Source organism: Pseudomonadota bacterium, assembly GCA_023229365.1.
GTDB lineage: Bacteria > Myxococcota_A > Polyangia > JAAYKL01 > JAAYKL01 > JALNZK01.
Genome location: JALNZK010000005.1, coordinates 40,581 through 63,453, shown reverse-complemented (window position 1 = coordinate 63,453; position 22,873 = coordinate 40,581). Strand labels below are relative to the sequence as shown.

Sequence of the window (22,873 nt, the reverse complement as noted above, 5' to 3'; positions counted from 1 at the left end):
GCTCTCAGTAGGCAACTGCGGCATGATCTGACTGATCGGTCGAATCAGCCTGATCAACCGAATCCTTTCCCCTTTTTTGACCTTTGCCTTTCGGCTCCCTACCATGGACGTCGGTCTGTCACATGAACGACATTCACATCGAAATGATCGCCGGGCCGGGCGCGACGCGCGTCCGGCTCCAGGGGGCCCTGACCCGACGGACGGTTGCCGAGGCATTCTCCGGGCTCCGGCCGGTGCTCGGGCGCGGCGCGGCTATCGAAATCGACATGTCGGGCGTCGACGAGATCGACAGCGCCGGGGTGGCGCTCCTCGGGCACTGCGCGAGCCAGCGCGGGGGCTCCGCGGGTCGGGTGAGCCTGCACGCGATCCCGGAGCCGGTCGCGAGCCGCCTCGACATGACCGGCTGGAGCGTCGACGGCCCGATCGCCCTGTACGCGAAGCCGAAGGCGCGGCTCGCGGAATCGGTCGGCGGCGCGGCGATCGACGCCTTGAGCGACGTCCACTACTTCCTCTTCCTGATGAGCGAGCTCTTCTACCACGCGGCCGTGTCGCCGTTTTGCAAGCACAAGATGCGCCTCGGCCTCTTCGTCGAGCAGATGTCGCGCATCGGCGCGGGCAGCGCCCCGATCGTCCTCCTCGTGTCGCTGCTCGTCGGGCTCACCACGGCGCTCCAGTCCGCGTACCAGCTCCGCACGTTCGGCGCGAACATCTACATCGCCGACCTCGTCAGCATCTCGATGCTCCGCGAGCTCGGGCCGCTCATGGCCGCGATCCTCGTGGCCGGGCGCTGCGGCGCCGCGATCACCGCCGAGATCGGGACGATGCGGGTCAACGAGGAGATCGACGCGCTCCAGCTGATCGGCGTCAATCCGATCGAGTACCTGGGCGTGCCGCGCGTATACGCGGCGCTGATCACGCAGCCGCTCCTCGGCGTGCTCGCGGCGCTCGTCGGGATCGCCGGCGGGTTCGTCATCGCTTTGACGGTGCTCGGCATCAACGCCACCGCGTACTTCAACGAGACGCTCACGGCGGTGTTCACCGAAGATCTCGTGTTCAACGTGGTGAAGAGCGCCGTGTTCGGCTGGATCATCGTCGCGGTCGGGCTGTTCTACGGGTTCAAGGTGAGCGGCGGCGCCGAGGGGGTCGGCAGGGCGACGACGCGATCGGTCGTCATGTCGATCTTCCTGATCATCGTCGCGGACTGCGCCTTCAGCTTCGTGTGAGCGGGGGCGCTCGGGAGGAGAGTTGACGGAAGCCGCGCGCCGAATCCCGATGGTCGAGGTCCGCGGCCTCGTCGCGGTCTACGGGGCGGAGACCGTGCTCGACGGCGTGGACCTCACGGCGGAGCAGGGGCTGATCACGGTGATCCTCGGCGGCTCGGGCTGCGGCAAGAGCACGCTCCTGCGCCACGCGCTCGGGCTCATGCGGCCCGCGGCGGGCGAGGTGCGCCTGTTCGGGCGGCCGCTCGGCGCGATGGGCGAGGCCGAGCTGAAGGCGATCCGCGCGCGGATCGGCGTCCTGTTCCAGGGCGGGGCGCTCTTCTCCTCGATGACCGTCGGCGAGAACGTGGCGATGGCGATCCGCGAGACGTCCGCCGTCCCCGAGCCGGTGATCGGGCAGATCGTCCGCATGAAGCTCGCGCAGGTCGGCATGGAGGACGCGATCACGAAGTACCCGGAGGAGCTCTCGGGCGGCATGCGGAAGCGCGCGGCGCTGGCCCGCGCGATCGCGATCGATCCCGAGATCCTGTTCTGCGACGAGCCGTCCGCCGGGCTCGACCCGATCGTCGCCGCCGGCCTCGACGAGCTCCTGCTCCACCTCAAGGCGCTCTACGGCATCACGATGGTCGTGGTCACGCACGATCTCGACAGCGTGCGAAAAATCGCGGACAAGGTCGTTATGCTCCACGAGGGGACCGTCCTCGCTCGCGGGACGCTCGCCGAGGTGGAGGCGAGCGATCACCCGATCGTGCGGGACTACTTCGCGCGGATCCCGTCGATCGGGCGCGGGGGCGCGCGGTCGCTCCGGTCGATCATGGAAGGCGTGGACCGATGATCTCGAGAGCGGAGAAGATCAGGCTCGGGGTGTTCCTCATCGTCGCGGGCGCGCTCGCGGTCGGCGCGTTCGTCGTGCTCGCCGGGTTCCGCCTCACCGAAAAGAGCGACCGCTACACCGTCCGCTTCATCGAGTCGGTGAGCGGCCTCGAGGTCGGCGCGCAGGTGAAGTACAACGGCGTGCGCGTGGGCCAGATCACGGACATCCGCATCGACGCGAAGAATATCGACAGCGTCGTGACGGTGCTCGAACTCCGCGAGGGGACGCCCGTCAAGAAGGACACCACGGCGGTGATGGTCTCGATGGGGATCACGGGGCTCAAGTTCGTCGAGCTGACCGGCGGCACGAAGAAGGCGGATCTCCTCCCGGTCGGCTCCGAAATCAAGGCCGGCCAGTCGTTCATGGGCTCGCTCGAGGGCAAGGCCCAGGACATCGCGGTGAAGATGGAGATCGCGCTCAACAAGATCAACGCGGTGCTCACGGACGAGAACATCCGCGGTGTCCGGGAGATCATCGCCAACGTCGCGACGCTCTCCGGCGATCTCTCGATGCTCGTGCAGGAGAACGACACGAAGGTCACCGCGCTCATCGAGAACGCGGAGGCCGCGAGCGCGGATCTCAAGGAGGGGCTCGCCTCGGCGAACCGCAGCGCGGAGAGGCTCGAGGAGGTGATGACCGAGGCGCAGCCCGAGGTGCGCAAGATCCTGACCAACGCCGCCGACGCGACGGAGAGCTTCAAGCGCGTGGCGTCGAGCCTCTCGCGGGTCGACAAGATCCTCGCGGACATCAACGTCACGCTCGACAGCTTCAACGAGCAGGTGAAGGCGGCCGAGATCGGGAAGATCTCCAAGGGCGCGCAGGAGACCGTGGCCGAGGCGGAGGCCGCGATCAAGGGCGTCCGCCAGCTCGTGGAGGCGTCGCGCGGGGACATCTACGCCTCGGCGCGCTCGCTGCGCAGGACCATGCAGAACCTCGAGGAGCTGACCGCGGACCTGAAGAAGCAGCCGTCGCTGATCATCAACTCCAAGGCGCCCAAGGAGCGCGATCCGAAGAAGGACAAGTGATCATGGCGCGACGCGAATGCACAATGAGGATCCTCGCCGCGGCGGCCGCCCTCGCCCTCCTCTGCGGGTGCGGCGCGGTCCCGGACAAGCACTTCTACGCGATCGTCAACGGGGCCGAGGCGCAGGCCCAGGCCGCGGCCGGCCCCGCGTGCGCCCGAACGGCCGTCGTGACGCCCGTGGAGATCGCGGTCCCGTACGACGACGACCGGATCGTGTTCCGCACCGGCGACTACGAGGTCAAGTACTTCAACTACGACTTCTGGGTCAGCCGGCCGCAGGAGATGTTCCAGCAGCTGCTCGCGCAGAAGCTCGAGCGGGCCCGGCTCTTCGAGGCCGTGGACCCGCAGATCGCGAGCGCCCGCACCCACCTGACCGTGCTCGCCACGATCGACGCGATCGAGCTCGTCGCGACCGGCGAGCTCATCGAGGCGCGGCTCGCGATGACGCTGCGGCTGCGCGATCCGAGCGCCGACACCTCCGTCTGGGAGCACTCCTTCGACACGCGTCGGCCGGTCGCGAACGACGATCGCGATGTCGACGTCGAGGAGACGGTCCGCACGCTGAACGCGATCTACGGCGACGAGGCCGCCAACGTCGTCCAGTCGCTCCGGGCGGTGCTGCCGTCCTACGCGGGCTGCAGCGCGCAGCCCTGATAGGCCGCCCGAAAACCCGTTTGGCGATTTCCGTACGTGCCGGCCACTAACCTTTCGAGGGGCGCGGTGCCGGGACGAAGACGCGGGAGCACCCTCCCTGGCCTGGGGTGGAACGGAGCTCGGGGCCAGGGAGGGACACGCTCTTCAACCGCGCCTCTTTCCCCCAACCTACGGCGATTCCCGTTCAGGCTTCGGCGGCGGTTCGTACGGAAAACTCGCCGGCGCGATGGAGAGCATCTTGTCTCGCGGTCCGGCCGTGTGGAACGTCCACCCTTTGCCGGGGCCTGCGATGATCACCATCGCCTCGACCCAGCCGAAATCCGCCGAGAACTTCTCCGACAGTAGCATCATCCCCTTCACCGCGGAGATCACACACACGGCGACCCTCGCGTCCAGCGGCTCGCCGGAGAGCACGTCCGAGTAGCTGGACCAGTCGAATTTGAAATCGGACGTTTTTCCGTCCGGTCCGAGCAGCTTGGCTCCTCTTGATTTCTCCGTCATCCAGTCCTTGATGTCGCCGACAGTGGCGGGCACCGCCCGATCGACCTGCTGCCCCTCGCCCGTCTGGGCCGCGCACAGATCCGCTGCCGACCTCGGAGGTGCACTCGGCTGACAACCGGCAAGGGTCGCGAGCACTACAGCGAGCAACGGGACAGCGTGGTGAAGTCTCATGGATGCGATGGTGCAAGAGGACGAAAGACTTGTACAGGGCTCAGATCGGCTCGGCGACGAGGTCGTGGTCAATCCGCGAGAACGGATTCGAGATCAGTGGCGTCGAGCACGCGATCCGCGAAGCAGAGCAGCCGTTCCGGATCCGCCGACTCGACCCTGGCGCGCGCGGCGGCGTCGAGCGCGCCGAACTTCCTCTCCAAGAGCCGCACCAACAGGGCAGCCCGCCCGTGCGCCTCGCTGCGTTCCTGCCACTCGCGCTCCCACCGCGCCATCTTCGTCTCGAGCATCGCCTTCGTCTCCTCCAGCGTCGGCGCCGTGCCCGTCGGTTCAGCCTCGGGCCGCAGCACCCGTTCGATCAACACCTCGAACGCCCGCCGCAGCTCGGCCTGGCCCGGCGCCCCCAGCCACTCGGCGAGTGCGGCGACGAGCTCGATTGTAGCACGCGCGCCGCGGTCGTGCTCCAAGCGAAACAGCGCCGCGGCGAGGTTGCGCAGCGACGGATCCAGCGATGTCGCGAGCGCGTGCTCCTCGAGGAGCAGGTACGAGACGCGCGGCCGCCAGCGATCGAGGCCGAAGGGGGCGTCGCACACGAGCTCGGCGACGTCGGTCGCTGCGCTCCAGCCTTCGTCGCCTGCGTGCAAAACGATGGGAACCACCGGCGGTAGGAGCGCGCCGTCGACGAGCTCCTTGCGCTGCACGAGGTCTTGATAGAGCAGCCCGACGTAGGTCATCATCCGCACCGCCATGAAACGATCCACGGCGCTCTGGAACTCGAGCAGCACGTAGACGTACAGCCACGAGTCGCGGAAGCGGACCCGCCACACCGCGTCGTCCTGGCGCTCGCGCAAGTCGTCGGCGATGTAGCTCCCGTTCTGGCGCTCGAGCGTCGAGAGATCGAGCTCCTCGACCCAGTCCTCCTTCACGAAGCCGGTGAGCAGGTCGCGCACCATCTCCGGGTGTGAAAACAGCTTCCGATATCCGCGATCGCGTTCGCCCATGGGCACCTCCCGGGCGAAGCGCTTGGCAAGGGTCACGCCAACACGCGCGGTCCCGTCGTTTCGAGCCTTTCGTCGCTCGTCGCGGCGTGACCGCCGCAAGACGGCGGCGGACCACGGCGGTTCCGCCGTTCTGGGCGCCAGCGCCTAGATCGGCTCGGCAACCAGGTCGTGGTCGGAAGAATCGATCACCCGGGCCCGGACGATGTCGCCCACCTTCGCCTCGCACGACACGAGGTACGTCACGCCGTCCACCTCGGGCGCCTGGCCGCGGTGCCGGCCGCGGAGCACGTAGCCCTGCGCGTCGTCCGCGCCCTCGACGAGCACCTCGATCTCCATCCCGATCATCGCGCGGTTGAGCCGCCGCGCGATCGCCCGCTGCGCGCCCATGACGCGGCGCCAGCGGTCGTAGGCCGTGCGCCGCGGGACCGGATCGCCGAATCGGGCCGCCGCCGTTCCCTCCTCGGCGCTGTACCGGAACGCGCCCAAGTGGTGGAACGCGGCCGAGCGCACGAACGCGAGCAGCTCGTCGAAGTCGGCGGCGGTCTCGCCCGGGTGGCCGACGAGCACCGCGGTGCGCAGGAAGACTCCCGGGACGATCCGGCGCGCGCGGGCGACGAGCCTGCGGAGCGCGACCGGACCGTGGCCGCGGCGCATGCGGCGCAGCACGGCGGCGCTCGCGTGCTGGATCGGGACGTCGAGGTACGGGACGAGCTTGGGCGAGCCCGCCATCACCTCGAGCAGCGCGTCGGGCACGCCGTCCGGGTAGAGGTAGAGGAGCCGGATCCACCGCACGCCCTCGACCGCCTCGAGCGCGCGAACGAGCGCGACGAGATCCGCGCCGCCGCCGAGATCGCGGCCGTACGCCGAGGTGTCCTGCGCCACGAGGTTCAGCTCCACGACGCCGCGCTCCGCGAGCCGCGAGGCCTCGGCGAAGATCTCGGCTGTCGGCCTCGAACGCGCCGGGCCGCGGATCCCGGGGATGGCGCAGAAGGCGCAGCGGCGCGAGCAGCCGTCCGCGATCTTCACGTACGCCGACGGCGCGCCCGGCTCGAGGAAGCGCGGCGTGCCCGCGGCCTGGAGGTGGTGCGCCGCCGGGCCGACGAGCACGCGATCCGCCTCGCCAGCGAGCACGTCGCCGAGCCGCTCGAGCTCGGACGTGCCGAGGAACGCGTCGACCTCGGGCAGCTGGGCGGCTAGCTCGGCGCCGTAGCGCTGGGCGAGGCACCCGGCGGCGACGAGCAGGCGACAGCGCCCGCCCTCCTTGAAGCGCGCCATGTCGAGCAGGGCGGCGACCGACTCCTCACGGGCGCTCTCGATGAAGCCGCAGGTGTTGACGACGATGACGTCCGCGGCCGAAGGCGCGCCGACGATCGCGAGCCCGGCGCGCGCGGCGAGGCCGGCGAGCACCTCTGTGTCGACCCTGTTCTTCGGGCAGCCGAGGGAGACGAAGTGGACGGTGCGCTGCGCGCGTCTTCGAGCCATGACGCCGTCTACCAGATCGCGGCGCCGCGCGCTACGACCGCGGGTCCGGGCCGGGCCGGTTCCCCTTCAGCTCGTCGATCTCCAGCGCGAGCAGCCCGATCTTCTGGGCCATGCGGTCGTTCCGCCGGCTCTGCTGGCACAGGAACACCGTGAGGAGGAGGCTTAGGAACACGAGCGCGCACAGGAGCCCCGAAAAGAGGAAGTTGCTCGGGAGCTTGAAGCCGGCGAGCGCGGCGAGCGCGTAGACCCACGGCGGGTAGACGGCGGCGGCGATCCCGAGCGCGGAGAAGAGGAGCCACGCGAAGGCGTACTTGAACGTCAGCTTCTCCCTGCGCACGAGCTCCAGCACCGTGATGAACAGGATCGCGAGGAGCGCGAGGGAGATGGTCTTTACTTCCATGTTCCGTACACCTCCTTGCTCTTGAGCATGTGCAGCAGGATCGCGACCGTCACCTTGATCATGTAGTACGGCGACTTCAGCTTCCCGATCGAGCTCCTGCCCGCCTGGCGGGAGCGCATCGCGACCGGCACCTCCTCGACGGCCGCGCCGAGCCGCCGCGCCACGACGAACGCCTCGGGCTCCGGGAAGTCGCCGGGGTAGTACTCCGCGAAGATCCCGATGAGCCGGCGGCCGCACGCCCGGAAGCCGGAGGTGGGATCGGTCACCGGGAACCCGGTCAGGGCGCGGATGAGGAAGCAGAAGAACGCGATGCCGATGCGGCGGACGAACGACGACCTGTACCCCTCGTTCGTGAGGAACCGGCTGCCGATCACGAGATCCGCCCGCCCCCGCGCGATGGGCTCGATCAGCGCGCGCAGGTACGACGGGTCGTGCTGCCCGTCGCCGTCCACCTGGACCGCGACGTCGAACCCGTGCGCGGCGGCGTAGCGGTAGCCGGCCTGGACCGCGCCGCCGATCCCGAGGTTGAACGGCAGCGGCACGACGCGCGCGCCGGCCGCGCGGGCCCTCGCCGCGGTGTCGTCGGAGGAGCCGTCGTCGACGACGAGCGGGACCACCGCGAAGGGCAGCGCGAGGATCTCGCGGACGACGCCCTCGATGTTACCGGCCTCGTCGTGGGCCGGGACGACGGCTAGGATCTTCAGCTCATCCATCTCGCTGACCGTGTCGGGACACTAGCACAGCCGAGCGGACCGGTCTAAAACCGCGGGGCGATCTCGCGACGAGGTGATCCGTGGAAGGACGCAGGGACAGGTCGATCGTCATCAGGGGCGCGCGGGAGCACAACCTCAAGGGGTTCGACGTCGAGATCCCGCGCGGGCGGCTCACGATGATCACCGGCGTGTCCGGATCGGGCAAGTCGTCGCTCGCGTTCGACACGATCTTCCGGGAGGGGCAGCGGCGCTTCCTCGAGATGCTGCCGTCGTTCTCGCGCCAGTTCGCGGGCCGGTTCGCGCGGCCTGCGGTGACATCGATAGACGGCCTCGGCCCCGCGGTGGCGGTGAGCCAGCGCGCCTCGCTCTCGAACCCGCGCTCCACCGTGGGCACGCTGACCGAGGTGTGGGATCTCCTGCGCGTCCTCTACGCGCGGCGCGGCGACGCGCCTGCGGGCGTCCTCTTGACCCGCGGCCTCTTCTCGTTCAACGGCGAGGGGGCGTGCCCGGCCTGCCGGGGGCTCGGCGTCGAGGATCGCCTCGATCCGGAGCTGATCGTCGCCGACGCCTCGAAGACGCTGCGGGGGGGCGCCCTGCGCGTCAGCACGCCGAACGGCTACCTGATGTACTCGCAGGTCACGCTGCAGGTACTCGACGACGTGCTCCGCGCGCACGGCGGCTCGGTCGACGTCCCGTGGCGCGAGCTGGCCGAGGAGGTGCGGCAGGTCGTGCTCCACGGCTCGGATCGGCTGCACGTGCCGTACGGCAAGCACCCGCTCGAGTCGCGGCTCAAGTGGACCGGGATCACGCCGCGGCCGCGGCAGGAGGGGCTCTACCGAGGGCTGGTCCCGGTCATGGAGGAGATCCTCCGCGGCAAGCGCAACGACTCCATCCTCCGGTTCGTGCGCAGCTCGCCGTGCGGCGCGTGCGGCGGGACGCGGCTCCGCCCCGAGGCGCGATCCGTGACCTTCCGCGAGCTTTCCATCGCCGAGCTCGCGGCGATGACCGCCTCCGAGCTCGATCGCTTCCTCGCGGCGATCCCCGCGGGCGACGCGGTGATCGATCCGATCCGCGACGAGATCGCCGCGCGCTGCGCGCTCATGGCGGAGCTCGGGCTCTCCTACCTCGCGTTCGATCGCCCGGCGCCGACGCTCTCGCTCGGGGAGGCGCAGCGCCTGCGCCTCCTGTCGCTCGCCTCGGGCGACCTGCGCGGGCTCGTCGTGGTGCTCGACGAGCCGTCCGCCGGGCTGCACGCCGAGGACGTGCTCCGCCTCCTGCGCGTGCTCCGCCGGCTGCGGGATCACGGGCAGACCGTGGTGGTTGTGGAGCACGACGCGATCCTCGCGCGGGCCGCGGACTGGCTCGTCGACCTGGGTCCCGGCCCCGGCGCCAGCGGCGGCGGGCTCCTGTGGAGCGGCCCCCCGGCTTCTCTCGTCGCCTCCGGAATCGACACGCCGACGAGGCGGTGGCTCGCGGGCGGGGGCAAGACGGCTTTGCACGAGCCGAGGCCCGGCGACGGCGAGCTCCGGATCGAGCACCTGCGGCGCCACAACCTGCAGGACGTCGCGTTCGATCTCCGGCGCCGCGCGCTCAACGTCGTCGCCGGCGTGTCGGGCGCGGGCAAGAGCTCCCTCCTCGACGAGGCGGTCGCCGGGATCCGCGAACGCGGATCGTTCGCGCGGATCGTCTTCGTGGACGCGGCACCGATCGGTCGGACGCCGCGCTCGAACGCGGCGACGTACACCGGCGCCTTCGACCTCATCCGCGACCTCTTCGCGGCGACGGAGGAGGCGAAGGCCCGGGGGCTCGACAAGGGCTGCTTCACCTTCAACAAGGCCGGCGGGCGCTGCGAGGCGTGCGAGGGCGCGGGCGTGATCGAGGTCGGCATGCGCCACCTCGGCAACGTCGATCTCCCGTGCGAGGCCTGCGGCGGGAGGCGCTTCCACGCCGACGTGCTCGAGGTCCCCTGGCGCGGGCGGAGCATCGCCGACGTGCTCGAGGGGAGCATCGCCGACGCGGCGGGCCTCTTCGTGGCCGTGCCCCGGCTCGCCCGCATCCTCGGCGCGCTGCTCGACTGCGGGCTCGGCTACCTCCCGCTCGGCCAACCCGCGACCCAGCTCTCCGGCGGTGAGGCGCAGCGCGTGAAGCTCGCGGCCGAGCTCGCGCGGGCCGAGAAGGGCGACACCCTCGTCGCCCTGGACGAGCCGTCCACCGGGCTGCACGCGGCGGACGTGGAGCTTTTGCTCGAGGCGTGGGATCGGCTGATCCGCGCCGGGCACACGCTGCTCGTCGTGGACAACGATCCGCTCGTCGTGGGCGCCGCGGATCGCGCGATCGAGCTCGGGCCCGGGAGCGGCCCGGACGGCGGTCGGATCGTGGCGGTCGACGCGGCGGTCGCGCGCCGCGCGATGCCCGAGGAGGCGCCCGAGGAGCCCACGGCCGACGCGGTCCTCGGGGACGATCCGCCCATGGAGCTTTGGGGCGTCACGACGAACAACCTCCGGTCGATCGACGTCTCCATCCCGGCCCGCGGCCTGACGGTGGTGACCGGTCCGTCCGGGAGCGGCAAGTCCTCGCTCGTGTTCGACACGCTGCTCGCGGAGGCGCAGGCGCGCTTCAACGATCTCGTCTCGCCGTGGGCGCGCCGCCTCCTGCCGCGGCGCGGCGGCGCCGAGCTCGCCGAGGCGCGCGGGCTCCGGGCCGCGGTCGCGGTGCCCCAGCGGACGGGCCGGCGCAACCCGCGCTCCCGCGTCGGGACGCTCACGGAGCTCGACGAGCTCCTGCGCATGCTCTACTCGCGCGCCGGCTCGAGGCGCTGCCCCGCGTGCGGCGGGACCTTCACCCGCGATCGGTGCGCCTGCGGCGCGGTTCACCCGCCGCTCCTCTCCTCCGCGTTCTCGCCCAACTCAGAGGCCGGCGCCTGCCCCGGCTGCAAGGGGCTCGGCTTCGTCCAGCTCTGCGATCCCGCGCGGCTCGCGGGCCGCCCCGAGCGGCCGCTCGACGGCGGCGCCATGGACGGGACCCGCTTCGGCGCGTACCTCGGCGAGCCGGACGGGCGGTTCGTCGCGACGCTGCGGACCGTCGGCGCGGCCCTGGATCTCGACTTCTCGAAGCCCTGGGAGGAGCTCCCGCCGCGGGCGCGGGAGATCGCGATGCGCGGGGCCGGCGAGCGCGTTTTCGACGTCGAGTGGCGCTACAAGCGGGGGCGCAGCGAGGGCGTGCACCGGCTCTCGGCGCCGTGGGAGGGGTTCGCCGCGCTCGTGGATCGCGAGTACGAGCGCGTGCACCTGAAGACCGGGCCGGACAGCGAGGGGGAGGCGCTCGAGGAGCTGCTGCGCGACGAGCCGTGCCCGCGGTGCGGCGGGGAGCGGCTCGCGGACGCCGCCCGCGCCGTGACGCTCGGGGGACTGCGCCTCCCGCGGCTCGCGGCGATGACGCTCGACGAGGCGCGCGCCTGGTTCGAGCGCCTCGACGCGGAGAAGGCCCCGATGGAGGAGCTCCGGGGGGACGTCCTGCGGCGCCTCGGGGCGCTCTGCGACGCCGGGCTGGGCTACCTCTCCCTGGATCGCGAGATCGCGGCGCTCTCGGGCGGCGAGACGCAGCGTGTCCGGCTGGCCGCGGCGCTGGGCGGCGGCCTCACCGGCGTGGCCTACGCCCTCGACGAGCCCACGCAGGGGCTGCACCCCCGGGACACGGCGCGGCTCGCCGCGGTGCTCCGCCGCGTCGCGGACGCGGGCAACGCGGTGGTCGTCGTGGAGCACGACGCGGAGCTCGTCGCGCGTGCGGATTGCGTGATCGAGCTCGGTCCGGGCGCCGGGAAGGAGGGCGGGCGGATCGTGGAGGGCGGCGCGCACGGGCGGCGCGCGGTCGGGCATCGCACCGGTCCCGCGGACGAGGCGTTCGCGTATGCCCCCGGGGTCACGCTCCGCGGCGCGCGGCTGCACAACCTGCGCGACCTCGAGGTGACCTTCCCCGCCGGCGCGCTCACCGCGGTCACGGGCGTCTCCGGGAGCGGCAAGTCGACGCTCGTGCTCGACGTGCTCGGCGCGTCGCTGCGCGCCCGGGCGCCGATCGGCTGCGCGCGGCTCCTCGTCCACGAGCCGCTCGACGCGGTGCTGACGCTGGATCAGGACGCCGCGTTCGCGGGCGCGCAGAGCTCCGTGGCGACGCTCGCGGGCGTCGCGGAGCCGCTCCGCCGGCGGCTCGCGGCTACGCCCGAGGCGAAGGAGCGCGGGTTCAAGGCGAAGCACTTCTCCACCGCGTCGCCGGGCGGCCGCTGCGAGGCGTGCGAGGGGCGCGGCGTCGTGACGGTCGCGATGGATCTGCTCCCGGACGTCACCGTCGGCTGCGAGGCGTGCGGCGGCGCGCGCTTCGGGCCAGAGGCGCTCGCGTGCCGACTCGAGGGGCGCTCCGTCGCCGAGCTGCTCGACGCCTCGGCCGCCGAGCTCGCGGACGCCTTCTCGAAAGACGAGCGGATCTCCCGGCCGCTGCGCGCGCTTTGCGACATCGGCCTCGGCTACCTTCCGCTCGGTCAGGAGGCGCGCGCCCTCTCGGCGGGCGAGCTCCAGCGGATGAAGATCGCGGCGCTCCTGTGCGAGCGGCAGGATCGCCGCGCCGCGATCCTGCTCGACGAGCCGACGCGCGGCCTGGGCGCGGCCGACGTGGATCGCCTCGTCGACGCGATGCGGGCGCTCGCGCGCGCTGGAAACCTCGTCGTCACCGTGGAGCACAACCTCGAGCTCATCGCCGCCGCGGACTGGGCGATCGATCTCGGCCCCGAGGGCGGTCCCGGCGGCGGGACGATCGTCGCCGCGTGCCCGCCCGCCGAGCTCGCGCAGGTCGCCGCCTCGCACACCGGCCGCGCGCTCGCCGAGCGGATTTCGGGCCCGTGACCCGAGTTGCGGAACTGTACATCGAGTGTTACAAATGTTTGTACAGAATGGAGGGCCCATGAACGAGATGTCGATGTCCGAGGCGCGCAAGGCGCTGGCGACGCTGACCGATGAGATGACGACGCGCTCGCCGGCGGTGGCGATCACGCGCCGCGGCAAGCCGGTGCTCGCGGTGATGAACTGGGAGCTGTACGAGTCGATCGTCGAGACGCTCGAGGTGATGGCGGACGACGAGATGGCGGCGGCGCTGCGGGCGAGCCTGCGCGAGGTCGCCCAGGGGCGGACCGTGCCGTCGGCCAAGGTCGCCAAGGATCTCGGACTGTGAGCGGGAAGCGGTTCGGGGTCGAGTGGGCGCCGACCGCGACGCGCGCGCTCGCCGGGATCGCGGACAGGCGGGTGCAGCGCAAGATCTTCGAGCGCGCCGAGGCGCTCGCGATGGAACCGGAGAGCCAGGGCAAGGCGCTCGTCGGCCCGCTCGCCGGGTGCCGGAGCGTCCGCGCCGTCGGGCAGCGCTATAGGATCGTCTACCGTGTCGAGCGCGGCCGGGTCATCGTGATCGTCCTCGCCGTCGGGCTGCGCAGGGACGGCGATCGGGGCGACGTCTACGCGCTCGCGAAGAGGCTCGTGAAGCTGGGGCTGCTGGGGAAGTGATCAGTACTCGAGCTTCAGCCCCAGGCTCGGCAGGAGCGGCAGGCCGACGAGGTACGCCTTCTGGCGGTAGTCGTAGGAGTAGTTGATCCCCTCGACGTTCTTGTGGTTGTAGACGTTCTGCACGTCCACGTAGACCCCGAACTTCAGGTACTTGAACGTCCAGTTCTTGTCCACGCGCAGGTCGAGCTGGTGGAACATGGGCATGCGGACGGAGTTCGTCCGGCCGTAGATCGGCCAGTAGATGTCCGAGTCCGCGTCGTAGATCGAGCCCGTCACCGGCGTCTGCGGGTTGCCGCTCACGAGCCGGAAGCGCGCGCCCGCCTCCCAGCCGCGGCCGAGCACGGCGCTCGCGACGACCGTGAGGATGTGCGTCTGGTCGTAGTCGAACAGCCGCGCGGCCTCGCCGGGATGATCGACGCGGCTGCTCCTCATGAGCGTGTACGCGATCCACCCGAAGAAGCGGCCGTTGTCGTTGTGCTTGACCATGAGCTCGAGCCCGTAGACCTTGCCGCGGCCGTCGTTGTTGTAGCGCTCCGCGACCATCTCGCCGCCGCGCTCGACCATCTCGTCCGACGAGACGACGAGCCGGGACAGCTGCTTGAAGAACCCCTCGAGGCCGATCTCGACGTTCTCGAACAGGAGCTGCTCGGCGCCGAGGCTGTAATGCACGGCCTCGGTGAGATCGAGATTCGGGTTGCCCCAGTCCGCCTCCGACTGGTCCACGCTCGGCGGCTGGTGGAACATCCCGATGCCGCCCTTGAGCGTCGTGCCGTCGACGATCTCGTAGCGCGCCACGAACCGCGGATCGATCCCGATCTGCTGGACGAGCGCGTAGTACTCGACCCGCAGGCCGTAGATGAGCCGCAGATCCTCGATCGCCTTCATCTCGAGCTCGGCGTACCACGCGGGCCGGAAGTACCACTGCCTGCCGGAGGTCGCGAGCACCGTCTCGTTCGCCGTGAGCGGGTCGATCTGCTCGCCCTCGGTCGGGATCAGCATCGGCGTGATCACGTTCCACTTGGCCCAGCCCACCTCGGCGTCGATCCCGGTGCGCAGGCCGAACCACGGGCCGGTGTCGATCGCCACCTCGTCGCGCAGGAAGATCGGCACCTGGGTCATCTGGAGCTCGTACATGCCGCCGGCGGACATGTCCTGCAGCCAGAGGCCGACGCCGACGTTCACGTGGTTGGAGATCGCCTTGGAGAACTCGTGATCGTACCTGAGCTGGAGCTGGTGAAACGACAGCTGCATCCCCATGTCACCGCTGAAGTTCGGGTTGCCCACCATGTCCTCGCCGAACAGGAAGATCATCTTGTCGTCCGAGCCGAACACGAACAGGCGCAGGTTGTCCTTCAAGGAGGGGTGGTAGTCGACGATGAGCTGGTAGTCGTAGTAGCGCGGCGCCATCGTGAACTGGAAGCCGCCGTCGTCGGGCAGCACGGCGGTCAGGATCGCGTCGATGTAGCTGCGGCGGAACGACGCGGCCGCGGACCAGTCCTCGCCGATCGGCGTCTCGACGAGCGCGCTCGCGTCCCAGATGTCGGCGTCGATCGACGCGTGGAACCGATCGTTCTTGGGCGCGCGCGGGTAGACGTCGACCACGCCGCCGGTGGCGCCGCCGTAGCGCACCGAGTAGTTGCCCGGGTAGAAGTCGATCCGCTCGAGCAGATCCGAGTTGATCACCGAGGTGAGCCCGCCGAAGTGGTAGAGGAGCGGCACCGGCATCTCGTCGAAGTAGACGTCGGTGTCGCCGGGGGACGACCCGCGCACGATCAGGGCGCCACCCATGAACGACGCCCGCGCCATGCCCGGCATGTTCTGCACCGACCGCAGCGCGTCGCCGCCGGTGCCCGGGATGCGCGTGATCTCCCGGCGCGTGATCTCCCGGCGGGTCACCTCACGCGGCGGCCTGCGTCCCCGGACCACGGTCTCGTACATCGCGGCCTCGCGCTCGAGCCTGTAGATCACCTCGCGCGTCTCGCCGTCCTCGAGCTCCTCGGTCGCCGCGAGCGGCTTGTAGCCTGAGGCCACGACGTCGACCTGGTAGCCGCCGGGCGGGATCCCTGCGAACGAGAAGGCGCCCTCGTCGCCCGCGCTCGCGAGCGGGATCTCCTCGGGACCAGCCCCGCCGTCCGCTCCCCCCGCCGCGCCCCCGAGCGGCGTCAGCACGATCGACGCGCCCGGGATCGGGAGGCCGCCCATGTCCGAAACGACGCCCGCGAGCGTCGCGGCCGGGGGCGCCGCCGCCGCCGGGACGGGCTCGGCCTTCTCGATGAAGAACGTGTACCGGTAGTCGACCCGCGAGGGGATCGGCACGCCGCCCTGCTCGGCCGGGGAGAACACGAACTGCAGCATCGCGTCGCGCGCCGCCTCGTCGAACCCGTGGCCCGCGGGCTCGAGGATCTCCACCTCCGTGACGAGGCCGTTCTCGTCGACGTCCAGGCGCGCCGGCACCGCCGCCTCGAGCCCTCGCGCGAACGCCTCGGCCGGGTAGTCGGCCCGCACGTACTCGAGGAGCTTCGGTGGGGTGAACGCCGCCGCGGCCGCGTCGTCCTGCGCGAGCGCCCCGCGCTCCGCGAGGGCGGCGGCGAGGGGGACGAGGAGCGAGAGAAGGTGCGCGGGTCGCGACATTTCAGCCATGGATAGCACGGATGCTCGCGTCGTACGAGACGTTGGACCCGCGGGCGGCCTTCGGGCGCGCGGCTACTTCGCGGCTTCGGCGGTCAGGTACTTCTTCTTGAGCAGCTTGTCGAGGATCGCCGCGGCCTCGCTGTCGTTCGCGGCGGCGCGGTCGAAGACGCCCTGCACTGTGATCGGCGCACAGAGCGCGAGCTGGAACACGTCGAGCTCGGCCGGCGTGAGCTCCGAGAGCCTGGCCTCGAGCGGGCGGACGACGTCGATCCGAGTCTGCGGCGGCGGCAGCTTGGTCTGCTTGTGCCGCATCTCGTCGAGCTGGCGCAGCCCCTCCATCAGGATGTGCTCGGTCGGCAGGTTGAGCAGCTCCGCGCTCGCGTGCGGCTCCGGGCCGACGAGCTCGAACGTGCCGTCCTCCCAGGACAGCACGCGCGCGATCGCCTTCATGGACGGCAGCCCCGGCGTGTCGCTCAGGCTGGCGTGGACGATCTTCCCGTGGTCGAGGTGGATCCGGGCGATGGTCGACCCCAGGATCACGACGAGCGTGCCGGTCTTCTTGCTCGAGCTGAAGAGCTGGATCAGATCCGGGAGCGGCACCTCGGCGATCGTCCCGGTCATCGAGCGCGCGCCGCTGTGCATCGTCGTGCGCCCCATGTCCTGGTACCGCGGCCGGCGCTCCGCGGTGGCCGCCCCGGTGACGATCGCCGCGTCCTCGCTCGCGTCCACCACCTTCATGATCGAGGTGCCGATGAGGACGCGATCGCCCTTGCCGACGATCGCCGCGGAGATCTTCTCGCCGTTGACGAACGTGCCGTTCGTGCTGCCCCGATCCTCGACGTGGATCTTGTCGCCGCGCTGGACGAGCACCGCGTGGCGGCGCGAGACCATGTCCTCCATGAGCACGATGTCGAGCTCGGAGGAGCGCCCGACGACGACCTCCTTGCCCTCCTTCAGGAGGAACTCGCCCCCCTTGTACTTTCCGGAGATGAAGCGCAGCGCGAGCTTCGGCATCGACTCAGCAGGTCCTCCGGCGGGGCGACGGCGCGTCGTGCCCACGCCAAACTGGTTCCAAATGGCGTGTTATTTTGCAGCGCTCACACGGTCAAGTCAATTCACGAGTGGCCAGGAGCCGCACGCGCGCGCGCGAAGGGCGCGATCAGCCGCCCGAACCGACCGCCGCGAGGATGTCGCTGACGGACAGGTACGCCGATGCCGTGTCCACCGCGATCACCTCGCCGGTGCGCATGTCGATCACCGCCGAGTACGGCGTGAACGCGATCGAGATCGGCGGCATCGCCCCGGTGAAGTAGCCCCCGGCGAAGTACGGAGAGATGTAGGGAAAGGCGTCCGCGATCGGCATCGGCGCCCCGCCGTTGGTGTACACCGCGAACACCGCGCCGCCCGCGTCGTTGATCTGGTCTTCCACCGCTCCGACCTGACTGAACCAGTCAGGGCAGGAGGGTCACGTCGTGCTCCCGATCATCAAGACGATCGAGTCCACGCCGTCGCAGTTGATGTCCTGGAGAGAGAACTCGACCTCCTCCTCCTCCACGAGGCCGTCGCCGTTGGCGTCGAGGTAGCCGACCTGCGTCCAGTTGGCCACCGGCTCACCGACCGCGAGGCCCGAGCCCCAGGCGACGTCGGTGCACTCGTCCGCGTCGCCGTCCGAGTCGCCGTCGCTGTCGGCGTCGGGCGGCGTGCCGTCGTCGAGCCGCGAGTTCCCGCCCTCGTCGTCGCACGCGGCCGTCGCGAAGAGCGCGGCGAGACCGGCGACGATCATCCAGACAATCCGGTTTTGGGAGCGCATGTCTCCTCCTTTGTTCGTCGCCATTATACCCCAACCCGCGTTCCGCGGCCCCATATGAATGGGGCGCCGCTGCCCCGTTCGACAGGCCGGCCCGCCGGGGGTAATGTGGCGGCGATGCGGTCATGCTCCAGGGGCTTCGGCGCGCTCGCCGCAGCGACTCTCTTGCTCATCCCGGCCGCGGCCGCGGCATGGGGGCCGGTCGCACACCTCGACGCCGCCTCGCTGATCCTCGAGGGCGCGGTGGCCGTGGCGCCCGTGCTGCTCCGGCTCCTCGCGCGCCACCGCGACGACTTCCTCTACGGCGCGCTCGCGGCCGACGCCGTCGTCGCCAAGAACCTCGCCCGCAAGGGAGAGCACAGCCACTCGTGGGACGTGGCGCGATCGCTGCTCCGTGCGGCGAACGAGGAGGGCGACGACAGAGAGGCGTTCGTCCTCGGGTACATCGCACACCTCGGCGCGGACGTGGTCGCGCACAACCACGTCGTCCCGCAGCTCCTCGTCGCCCACTTCCGGGTGCAGCGCGCCGGGCACGTCTATTGGGAGGCGCGGACCGATCAGCGGCTCCTCGAGCTTCGGCCCGAGCTCAAGGAGCTCTGGAACGCGCTCGCGCGCCGCAGGTTCAAGGAGCACGATCGCTTCCTCGCCGCGCACCTCACGCCGACCCTGTTCCCGAACCGCGTCTCCGCGCGGCTGTACCGACACACGCTCGACGTCCTCAGGCGCGGCACCTGGCAACGGGCGATCTCCCGAGTGGACGAGCGGTCCAGGCTCGCGCTCCCGCAGGAGGAGCTCCTGCGGTGGCGCTCCCTGGCGCTCGAGGCGTCGCGCAAGGCGCTCAACAACCCGTGGAGCGAGCGGCTCGCCCACCTCGATCCCACCGGCCGGGACGCGCTCCGCCGCGCGGCGGCGGAAAGACGCGCGCTGCGCAAGCTCATGCGCGGTGCCCCGGTCGGGGAAGTCGAGGAGGCGCACCGCCTCGCCATGGCCCGCATGCGGGTCGTGGACGTCAACCTGTTCGAGCCGGACGACTGAGCTTCAGCGTGGCAGCGGACAGCCCGAATCCGAGAACCGCGCGGCGCGGCCGGAGTCGAACCGCCACTCGGGCGTCTCCAGCGCCGACGACGGATCGTAACGGTACCACGGGCTCGACGCCGGATCGCCGGGGTTCACGAGCACGTGCACCTGCTGCGCCGGCATGTAGCTCTGGGCGAGGAGCACGGCGCGGCCCGACGGCGACTCGACGACATCGACCGCGATCACGGCGTGCCCCGGATAGCCGCCCTCGATGAAGACGTCGCCGGGCTCGACGCGATCGACGGGCCGGAGCTCCCGCTCGAGCGACGCGGTGCCCGCCTACCGGAAGACCGCGGTCAGGTAGCCGCGGAACGAGGCGTAGCCGCTGCCCGGCCTCGCGGTCCTCGCCCACGCCGTCCGGTTCCCCTCGTTCCTGGGCCTATACCCATCGGCCCACCGCGACCAGGACGCCGGCGAGCCGTTCGTGAAGCGGAAGCAGACGTCGCGGTCTCGGCCCGCTTGGCGCAGGTACTCCGCGCGCAGCCGGATCACGGCGTCGGCGCACTGCTGCAGGTCGCGCTTCCCGACGTCGAGGTCGATGACGGCGATCTGCGCGCGCTGGTTCCCCTTGGGCGTGCCGTCGTGGAGCAGCACGTCGGGCCTGCCGGGCAGGAGCGGGAGGTTCCGCAGCCACGCGCCGAAGCTCCCGTCGGGAACCGCGATCCGTGCGGAGCCCTCGGGCGGCGCGAACCGCGTCGCGATCGTGTCCGCTCCGGGCGCGCCCTCGAGCCACGGGTACGGGCTCGGCCCGTCGCCCCGCACCGCGAGCGGCGCAATCGCGACGGCGAGCAGCGCGAGGGCGAGGGTGATGGCGCGTCCGGGCATCGTAGTCTCCTGGAGAACAGACGAGGTCGAGGGGCGGTTTGTTCCACCGCCCCTTCGGTCCCTTCTGTCCCTTCCGTCCCTTCTGTCCTATGCTATCCCTCGCTCGGAGGTGGACATCATGAAGCAGCAGATCATCGATGCCCGGGGCCTCGCCTGCCCGGAGCCGGTGGTGCGGGCGCGCAAGGCGCTCATCGAGTCCGGCGCGGCGGAGATCACGGTGCTCGTCGATAGCGACGCGTCAGCCGAGAACGTGGCGCGCATGGCGCGGATGACCGGCTGCGAGGTCGCGCTCGAGGAGCGCGGCGGCCACTTCGGCGTGATCCTGAAACGGGACGCGCGCGCGGCCGCGGCGCCCGGCGATCCTCCGGCGGCGCCGGCCTGCTGCGGGGCGGCGAACGTCGCGGTGCTCTTCGCGTCCGCCACGGTGGGCCACGGCGACGACGATCTCGGGAGGCTGCTCACGGTCGCGTTCGTGAAGACGCTGAAGAGCCTCTCGCCACCGCCGAAGACGCTCCTTTTCATGAACGGCGGCGTGAGGCTGGCGGTCGAGGGCTCGGAGCTCGTCGGCGCGCTCGCGGAGCTCGAGGCGGAGGGCGCGGAGCTGCTCGTCTGCGGCACGTGCCTCGACTTCTTCAGGCTCAAGGAGAAGCTGCGCGTCGGGAAGGTGTCCAACATGTTCGAGATCGCGTCGCGGCTCGTCGCGGCGGATCGCGTGGTGCGGCCCTGAGCGGGCTGCGGGGACGAGGATGACCGAGAAGGAGAAAGTCCATCTGACGCGGACCGTGGCCGGCGCCGGCTGAGCGTCCAAGCTCGGGCCAGGGGACCTGGCCGCGGCGTTGTGCGGTCTCCACGTCGAGCGCCACCCGGACGTTCTGGTCGGGTTCGAGCGCTCGGACGACGCCGGCGTGTACCGGTTGACGGACGAGCTCGCCCTCGTGCAGACCGTCGACTTCTTCACGCCGGTGGTAGACGACCCCTACGAGTTCGGCCTCATCGCCGCGGCGAACTCCCTCTCGGACGTGTACGCCATGGGCGGCCGGCCGCTGTGCGCGATGAACATCGTGACCTTCCCGGCCGGGAAGATGGCGATCGAGGTGCTGCGCGAGACGCTCCGCGGCGGGCTCGAAAAGCTGCGCGAGGCGGGCGTGGCGCTCGTCGGCGGCCACAGCGTCACCGATCCGGAGCTCAAGTACGGCCTGTCGGTGACCGGCGTCGTGCACCCGGATCGCGTCTGGACCAACGCCGGCGCCCGCTCGGGCGACCGGCTCGTGCTCACCAAGCCGCTCGGCACCGGGATCGTCAACACCGCGATCAAGGCGGGCGCGGCGGGCGCGGCGGCGATCCGCGAGGTCGTCGCTTCGATGGCGCGCCTGAACCGGGACGCGGCGGCCGTGGCGGCGCGCTTCGGCACGCGGGCGTGCACGGACGTGACCGGCTTCGGCCTCGTGGGCCACGCGGACGAGATGATCCGCGGGACCGGCCTCGGCGTGCGGCTCGACGCGGCGGCGCTGCCCGCGTTCACGGAGGCGCGCGAGCACGCCGCGATGGGGCTCCTCCCCGGCGGGCTCCAGCGCAACCGCGATCACTGGAAGGAGACGCTGCGCCCGGCGCCCGGCGTCGATCCGTTCGCGATCGACCTCGTCTGCGATCCGCAGACCTCGGGCGGCCTCCTCCTCGCGATCGACGCCGAGAAGGCCGACGCGCTCGTCGCCGCGATGCGCGCCGAGGGCGTCCCGGCGGTCGTGATCGGCGAGTTCGTCGCGGATCCGCAGGAGCGGATCGAGCTGGCATGACCAGGCTCTCGATGCCGCTGCTTGCGGCGATCCTCGTAGCGTGGACTTCGTCTGCGGCTGCGCAGGAGATCGTTCCGCCGAGCCCCGAGGCTCCCGCGCCGAAATTCCTGTGGGGAGCGTCAGACGGCGCATCCGACTCTCTGACCTACGATTGCGATCTCACGATCCGATCCGGCCAGTACGCGTGCCCCCGCGACGTGCAGCGGCGCTGGCGCCGCCACCAGAACGAGCTGCGGCTGCTCGACGAGGTGATCGCCGAGGAGGGGCCCGAGTACTCCGAGCGAAAGTACCGGCGGTACGTCGGTCGGATCGTCTGGGGCGCCGTCTTCGTCGCGGTTGGCGCCGCTGGGTTCGTCTACGGAATCGCCTACGGAATGAGCGTCTTCTTCAGCGACTTCGGGGATCACGACGACGGCGAGGGCGACGCGAACGAGGACAACGATCTCGGCCCCAAGGGCACGGGGCTCGGGACGTTCTTCGGCGGGCTCGCGTCGATCGCCATCGGCGTGCCCATCCTGATCTCCGGGTTCCGCGGCAAGAAACGGCAGAAGGTGCTCCGCAGGGCGGACGAGATCCGCGCGCCGTTCGATCCGTTCGAGATCACTGCGACGTTGCACGTCGATCCGCGGACGGGTAGCGCGGCCCTCGCGCTGTCCGCGGCGTTCTGATCAGTAAATGAACGGGATCAGCTTGCGCACCCGCTCGCGGTACGCGGCGTAGTCGGGGAAGCGCTCGCAGAGCCACCTCTCCTCGCGACGGGTCTTGAGGTCGAAGAAGACGAACAGGATCGCCGCGTAGCCGAGCGTCAGCCAGCCGCCCGACAGCGGCGCCCAGCCGAACGCCATCAGGATCGCGCCGGCGTACATGGGGTGGCGCACGATCCGATACGGACCTTTCACGATGAGAACCGCCCCGTCGACCGGGCGCGGCAGCGCGGTGAGCTTCGCGCCGATCTTGAGGATCCCCGCGAGCATCAGGAGGAACCCCGCCGCCAGGAGGGCGACGCCCGCCGCGCGCACGCCGAGCGCGTCCGGGATCCGCAACCACCCGGGCAGCGTCCGCGGCCCGAGCGCCACCAGCGCGAACAGGGCGAACTGGGCGACGACCCACCACTCCCCGCGCCGGCCCCGCCACCAGGGATCCCGCGCCACGGCCTCCGC

General features: G+C 71.0%; 21 protein-coding genes and 1 pseudogene. 11 read left to right on the top strand and 11 right to left on the bottom strand.

All coding sequences use genetic code 11. The annotated features are described in order from the left end of the window. Window positions 1-122 precede the first annotated feature (122 nt). The 4 genes from M0R80_05245 to M0R80_05230 are packed head-to-tail and all read left to right on the top strand — an operon-like array spanning window position 123 to window position 3,772. A complete protein-coding gene (locus M0R80_05245) occupies window positions 123-1,223 on the top strand; it encodes an MlaE family lipid ABC transporter permease subunit (GenBank protein ID MCK9459025.1) in 1,101 nt (366 codons plus the stop codon). 22 nt (window positions 1,224-1,245) lie between these two features. After that, window positions 1,246-2,055 (top strand): ATP-binding cassette domain-containing protein, encoded by an 810-nt coding sequence (locus M0R80_05240; GenBank protein MCK9459024.1) that lies wholly within the window; start codon window positions 1,246-1,248, stop codon window positions 2,053-2,055. Continuing rightward, window positions 2,052-3,119, top strand: a complete 1,068-nt coding sequence (locus tag M0R80_05235) for an MlaD family protein (GenBank protein MCK9459023.1) — start codon at window positions 2,052-2,054, stop codon at window positions 3,117-3,119. Before M0R80_05240 ends, M0R80_05235 begins: the two co-directional genes overlap by 4 nt. Window positions 3,120-3,121: 2 nt before the next feature. After that, the gene (locus tag M0R80_05230; protein MCK9459022.1) at window positions 3,122-3,772 is read left to right on the top strand and encodes a PqiC family protein; all 651 of its coding nucleotides are present in this window, start codon (window positions 3,122-3,124) and stop codon (window positions 3,770-3,772) included. A 168-nt stretch (window positions 3,773-3,940) separates the two neighbouring features. On the opposite strand, the gene M0R80_05225 is transcribed toward M0R80_05230, so the two are convergent. From M0R80_05225 to M0R80_05205, 5 genes are all read right to left on the bottom strand, one after another. Continuing rightward, complete coding sequence (locus M0R80_05225) at window positions 3,941-4,444, bottom strand: hypothetical protein (protein MCK9459021.1); 504 nt, start codon at window positions 4,442-4,444, stop codon at window positions 3,941-3,943. 68 nt (window positions 4,445-4,512) lie between these two features. Beyond that, window positions 4,513-5,442 carry an Rpn family recombination-promoting nuclease/putative transposase gene (locus M0R80_05220; protein ID MCK9459020.1) on the bottom strand — a complete coding sequence of 310 codons (930 nt, stop codon included), beginning with the start codon at window positions 5,440-5,442 and terminating at the stop codon, window positions 4,513-4,515. A gap of 144 nt (window positions 5,443-5,586) precedes the next feature. After that, window positions 5,587-6,924, bottom strand: a complete 1,338-nt coding sequence (gene rimO / locus M0R80_05215) for a 30S ribosomal protein S12 methylthiotransferase RimO (protein MCK9459019.1) — start codon at window positions 6,922-6,924, stop codon at window positions 5,587-5,589. A 31-nt stretch (window positions 6,925-6,955) separates the two neighbouring features. Beyond that, window positions 6,956-7,324 (bottom strand): DUF2304 domain-containing protein, encoded by a 369-nt coding sequence (locus tag M0R80_05210; protein MCK9459018.1) that lies wholly within the window; start codon window positions 7,322-7,324, stop codon window positions 6,956-6,958. Then, entirely contained in the window at window positions 7,315-8,037 is a 723-nt protein-coding gene (locus M0R80_05205; protein MCK9459017.1) for a glycosyltransferase family 2 protein, read from the bottom strand. Before M0R80_05205 ends, M0R80_05210 begins: the two co-directional genes overlap by 10 nt. Window positions 8,038-8,117: 80 nt before the next feature. On the opposite strand from M0R80_05205, the gene M0R80_05200 reads away from it, so the two are divergent. Genes M0R80_05200 through M0R80_05190 form a run of 3 tightly spaced genes read left to right on the top strand, consistent with a single transcriptional unit; the run spans window position 8,118 to window position 13,580 of the window. After that, window positions 8,118-12,929 carry an ATP-binding cassette domain-containing protein gene (locus M0R80_05200; protein MCK9459016.1) on the top strand — a complete coding sequence of 1,604 codons (4,812 nt, stop codon included), beginning with the start codon at window positions 8,118-8,120 and terminating at the stop codon, window positions 12,927-12,929. Between the two features lie 58 nt (window positions 12,930-12,987). Next, window positions 12,988-13,254, top strand: a complete 267-nt coding sequence (locus M0R80_05195; protein MCK9459015.1) for a type II toxin-antitoxin system Phd/YefM family antitoxin — start codon at window positions 12,988-12,990, stop codon at window positions 13,252-13,254. Continuing rightward, the gene (locus M0R80_05190) at window positions 13,251-13,580 is read left to right on the top strand and encodes a type II toxin-antitoxin system RelE/ParE family toxin (protein MCK9459014.1); all 330 of its coding nucleotides are present in this window, start codon (window positions 13,251-13,253) and stop codon (window positions 13,578-13,580) included. Before M0R80_05195 ends, M0R80_05190 begins: the two co-directional genes overlap by 4 nt. Here M0R80_05190 and M0R80_05185 read toward each other — a convergent pair whose 3' ends face one another. The 4 genes from M0R80_05185 to M0R80_05170 all read right to left on the bottom strand — a co-directional run bounded on the left by M0R80_05185 (window position 13,581) and on the right by M0R80_05170 (window position 18,021). Then, window positions 13,581-16,211, bottom strand: coding sequence for a TonB-dependent receptor (locus tag M0R80_05185; protein ID MCK9459013.1), 2,631 nt, complete (start codon window positions 16,209-16,211; stop codon window positions 13,581-13,583). 72 nt (window positions 16,212-16,283) lie between these two features. Then, entirely contained in the window at window positions 16,284-17,225 is a 942-nt protein-coding gene (locus tag M0R80_05180) for a DUF4388 domain-containing protein (GenBank protein MCK9459012.1), read from the bottom strand. A gap of 145 nt (window positions 17,226-17,370) precedes the next feature. Further along, window positions 17,371-17,640 carry a hypothetical protein gene (locus M0R80_05175; protein ID MCK9459011.1) on the bottom strand — a complete coding sequence of 90 codons (270 nt, stop codon included), beginning with the start codon at window positions 17,638-17,640 and terminating at the stop codon, window positions 17,371-17,373. Window positions 17,641-17,676: 36 nt separating this feature from the next. Then, entirely contained in the window at window positions 17,677-18,021 is a 345-nt protein-coding gene (locus tag M0R80_05170) for a hypothetical protein (GenBank protein ID MCK9459010.1), read from the bottom strand. 114 nt (window positions 18,022-18,135) lie between these two features. Between M0R80_05170 and M0R80_05165 the strand changes: the two genes are divergently transcribed. Further along, the gene (locus M0R80_05165) at window positions 18,136-19,053 is read left to right on the top strand and encodes a zinc dependent phospholipase C family protein (GenBank protein ID MCK9459009.1); all 918 of its coding nucleotides are present in this window, start codon (window positions 18,136-18,138) and stop codon (window positions 19,051-19,053) included. A gap of 3 nt (window positions 19,054-19,056) precedes the next feature. Here M0R80_05165 and M0R80_05160 read toward each other — a convergent pair. Further along, a pseudogene (locus M0R80_05160) lies at window positions 19,057-19,920 on the bottom strand (DUF4846 domain-containing protein). Between the two features lie 118 nt (window positions 19,921-20,038). On the opposite strand from M0R80_05160, the gene yedF reads away from it, so the two are divergent. From yedF to M0R80_05145, 3 genes are read left to right on the top strand one after another with little or no spacing between them, the layout of a single operon-like run. Further along, window positions 20,039-20,647 carry a sulfurtransferase-like selenium metabolism protein YedF gene (yedF, locus tag M0R80_05155; protein MCK9459008.1) on the top strand — a complete coding sequence of 203 codons (609 nt, stop codon included), beginning with the start codon at window positions 20,039-20,041 and terminating at the stop codon, window positions 20,645-20,647. Window positions 20,648-20,666: 19 nt separating this feature from the next. Beyond that, entirely contained in the window at window positions 20,667-21,713 is a 1,047-nt protein-coding gene (selD, locus tag M0R80_05150) for a selenide, water dikinase SelD (protein MCK9459007.1), read from the top strand. Continuing rightward, window positions 21,710-22,381 (top strand): hypothetical protein, encoded by a 672-nt coding sequence (locus tag M0R80_05145; GenBank protein MCK9459006.1) that lies wholly within the window; start codon window positions 21,710-21,712, stop codon window positions 22,379-22,381. The genes selD and M0R80_05145 overlap by 4 nt, the downstream gene beginning before the upstream one ends. Here M0R80_05145 and M0R80_05140 read toward each other — a convergent pair whose 3' ends face one another. Then, on the bottom strand, window positions 22,382-22,864 hold the full coding sequence (locus tag M0R80_05140) for an isoprenylcysteine carboxylmethyltransferase family protein (GenBank protein MCK9459005.1): 483 nt from the start codon (window positions 22,862-22,864) through the stop codon (window positions 22,382-22,384). Window positions 22,865-22,873: the final 9 nt, after the last annotated feature.